General features: G+C 73.8%; 3 protein-coding genes. 2 read left to right on the forward strand and 1 reads right to left on the reverse strand.

Annotated elements, in window-relative coordinates; all coding sequences use genetic code 11:
• A partial coding sequence (gene sucB / locus DD1DGNOD_RS19480) for a 2-oxoglutarate dehydrogenase, E2 component, dihydrolipoamide succinyltransferase (protein WP_131770769.1) occupies nucleotides 1-1,098 on the forward strand: 1,098 nt, incomplete at its 5' end.
• A gap of 104 nt (nucleotides 1,099-1,202) precedes the next feature.
• Nucleotides 1,203-2,132, forward strand: a complete 930-nt coding sequence (locus DD1DGNOD_RS19485; RefSeq protein WP_131770770.1) for a TIGR01777 family oxidoreductase — start codon at nucleotides 1,203-1,205, stop codon at nucleotides 2,130-2,132.
• A gap of 29 nt (nucleotides 2,133-2,161) precedes the next feature.
• Here DD1DGNOD_RS19485 and DD1DGNOD_RS19490 read toward each other — a convergent pair.
• Nucleotides 2,162-3,746: protein kinase (locus DD1DGNOD_RS19490; protein WP_165036898.1), on the reverse strand; the 1,585-nt coding region annotated here is incomplete at its 5' end.

Below are 3,746 nucleotides of genomic sequence, written 5' to 3' on the forward strand. Positions count from 1 at the left end.
CCACCTCCCGCACCCGCACCCACACCCGCACCCGCTCCCGCACCGGCCGTTCCGGCCCAGGAGTCCACGCCGGCACCGGCCTCCGGCTCCCCGTCCAACGGCAGCGGATCCCTCGGGGCCTACGTGACCCCGCTGGTCCGGCGGCTTGCCGCCGAGCACGACGTGGACCTGTCCGCCGTGACGGGGACCGGAGTCGGCGGCCGCATCCGCAAGCAGGACGTCATCGACGCGGCCCGCACACCATCCACCCCGGCACCGGCCGCGCCGGCGGCGACCCCGGCTGCCGCTCCCGCCGCCCCGGCGGTGGCACCGGCGGCGCCCGCACCGGCGGCTGCGGCACGGGCAGCGGCGGCACCCACAGCGGCACCGGTTTCGCTGCGTGGTCGCACCGAGAAGCTGTCGCGGCTGCGCTCGGTGATCGCGCAGCGGATGGTCGAGTCCCTGCAGGTCAGCGCGCAGCTCACCACCGTCGTCGAGGCCGACGTCACCCGCATCGCCCGGCTGCGGGATCGCGCGAAGAAGGCGTTCGAGGCGCGGGAGGGCGTGAAACTGTCGTTCCTGCCGTTCTTCGCGGTCGCGATCTGCGAGGCGCTGCGCGAGCACCCCAACCTCAACGCCAGCGTGGACATCGAGCAGGGAACGATCACCTACTACGACGCCGAGCACCTGGGTATCGCCGTGGACACCGACCGGGGGCTGCTCGTCCCGGTCATCCACCACGCCGGGGACCTCAACCTCACCGGGATGGCGCGCAAGATCGATGATCTGGCGACCCGGACGCGGGAGAACCGGGTCTCCCCGGACGAGCTGGGCGGCGGCACCTTCACCCTGACCAACACCGGCAGCCGCGGTGCCCTGTTCGACACGCCGATCATCAACCAGCCGCAGGTCGGGATCCTCGGGACCGGTGCGGTGGTCAAGCGGCCCGCGGTCGTGGACGACCCCGAGCTGGGCGAGATCATCGCGGTGCGCTCGAAGGTGTACCTCGGGCTCACCTACGACCACCGGATCGTCGACGGCGCCGACGCCGCCCGCTTCCTCACCACCCTGCGCGGACGCCTGGAGGAAGGCGCGTTCGAAGCCGAACTGGGCCTGTGATCGATCTCCTGTAATCGGTCTGTGGTCGAAGACGTCGAAGACCACGCCTGGCGGGCGCACCGGGCCGACTCGCCCGCCAGGCACGCACGGGTGAGGATCAGCCGGTGGACGTCGTTGTTTCCGGTGCCTCGGGTCTGATCGGGTCGGCGCTCGTCCCGGCCCTGCGAGCGGGCGGGCACACCGTGCGCACCCTGGTCCGGCGGCCCGTCCGGGACGATTCGGAGATCCGCTGGGATCCACTCCGCGGCACGCTCGACCCAGCCGCGCTGGCCGAGGTCGACGCCGTCGTCCATCTCGCCGGTGCCGGAGTCGGCGACCACCGCTGGACCGACCGTTACAAGCGGCGGATCCTCGACAGCCGGGTGGCCGGGACGACTCTGGTGGCCGCCGCCGTGGCCGCTGCCCACCCGCGTCCGCGGGTGCTGCTGTCAGCGAGCGCGATCGGCTGGTACGGCGACACCGGAGACCGGTCGGTCGACGAGTCCGAGCCCCGTGGCACCGGTTTCCTCGCCGAGGTGACGGCCGCGTGGGAGGCGTCCACCGCCGCCGCCGAGAACGCCGGTGTACGCGTGTGTCACCTGCGCTCGGGGGTTGTCCTGTCGCCGCACGGCGGTGCGCTGGCCAGGCAGCTCCCGCTGTTCCGGCTCGGGCTCGGTGGCCGGCTGGGCTCGGGCCGGCAGTGGCTGAGCTGGATCACCCTGGCGGACGAGACAGCGGCGATCATCTTTCTGCTGACCGCGGACGGCCTACGGGGTCCGGTGAACCTGACCAGCCCGGCACCGGTCACCAACACCGCGTTCACCCGGGCGCTCGGCGCGGCTCTGCGCCGACGGGCGATCCTGCCGGTGCCGGCTGTCGCGTTGCGGATCGCCCTCGGCGGCTTCGCCGACGGCGGCGTGCTCGTCTCCCAGCGCGTCCTGCCGCGCAGGCTCACCGAAGCCGGGTTCACGTTCTCCCACGCCGACATCGACACAGCTCTCGGCGCTGTGACCGCCGGCACGGTGACCACCGGTACCTCCTGGCCCGGGTCGTGAAGGATCGGCGGCCGGTCGCCGGCCGATGTTCAGCCGGCAGGGTCGACGGACAGGGCAACGCGCCATCCCCTGTCGGTCTTCACCAAGGTGACGTCGGACTGCCGCCGGTCATGGCCCGGCTGCTGTGCCAGGACCGTTCCGGCGGTGTCGACGAACGTATACGGCGGGAGCCGGTAGGTGATCCGCAGCACCGTCTTCTCGCTTCCGCTCTCCCGGACGGCGAGATCAATGATCTCTTGTCGTAAACCGGACGTCCTGCCGCCCTTGGCCACCATCTGCCGCATCAAGGTGAGGTCCCGCGCGTAGGCGGTGCTGTCCAGCGCGTCCGCGTCCAGCAGACCGACCTCGTCGGCCTGCGCGAAGGCACGGCTGCGCGCGTTGTCCAGGCTCACCAGGACGTCCCGCCATGCCTGCTCGGGGGCGGGCGGCTGCCCTGACAGCCCTGCGGAGCGCGCGGTGACCAGCAGACCGCCGGCGGGCAGGCCGACGAACACGACGAACGCGGCCACGACGAGCAGGATCCGCCGCCGGCTGCCGAGCGAGGCGCGCCCGCCGGTGGGCACCGCAGGCGTGCCGACGTGGGTGGTGGCGGATCGCCTGCCGCCCGTCCGGGTACCTCCGGGACGTGCGCTTCCGGGACGTGCGTTCCCTGTACGGGGGCGCGTCGCACGTGCGGTCACCGCACCAGCGGTCCCGGCAGCGGCGGTCCCGGCACGGGCGGTCCCGGCACGGGCGGTCCCGGAGCCGCCGGGGGCGGCTGGAGCCCGGCGGCCCCTCCGCGCCGCCGGCTCGGATGTCCGCGACGTGCGCGGGAGGCGGGTCGGCGGCGACCCGATCGGAGGCGCGAGCCGCACCCTGTCGGTTGCCGCCTGCCCCGGGGCACCGTCTCGTCCGGCCGGCAGCATGGGCAGCGGGAGCACCGTGGCCACCTCGCCCACCAGCGACCCGGGGATCTGGGCCTCCGGCAGCGCGGAAAGAACATCCTCGCGCTGCCTTCGGCCCTCCAGCCGGACCGGCGCGGGATGACAGCTACGTGCCAGCGCCGCGGCCAGCTCCTCCGCCGTCGGTCTGCGGACGGGGTCGTCGACCAGGGCGGGCGCGACGGCGACGGCGACCGCGGCCGCGTCCGGCCCGGTGGCATGCGGCATCGCCGCGAGCAGCAGACCGGCAAGGTCACCGACGTCCACCGGCGGTGTGGTGGACGAGCCCCCGAGGCCGGCGATACCCGTCCCCGCCAGCACCGGCCGGCCGTTCGGTTCGAGCAGGACGTCGGCGAGATCGAGCCGACCGTGCACGACACCGGCGGAATGCGCCGCGGCCAGCGCCTGGGCGAGCGGCAACCCGACCGTCACCACCTCACCGGGGTCGAGGCGCTCCCGGACCCCGAGCAGCCGGGCCAGGTTGACCGCCCCGTTGACCGGCTCCGACACGACGGCAATACCCTCGGACGTCGCGATCACGTCGATGACCGGAACAAGATGTGGATGGCTGAGCTCGACCAGCAGCCGCGCCGACCTCATCGCGGCCTCACGACCGGCCGCGTCCGGCGGCAGCCTGACCCGCCGGAGCGTGCACTCGGCCCCGGTGGCCACGACGCGGCCGGCCCACACGTCC

The sequence above is a fragment of the Candidatus Protofrankia californiensis genome (assembly GCF_900634765.1).
GTDB lineage: Bacteria > Actinomycetota > Actinomycetes > Frankiales > Frankiaceae > Protofrankia > Protofrankia californiensis.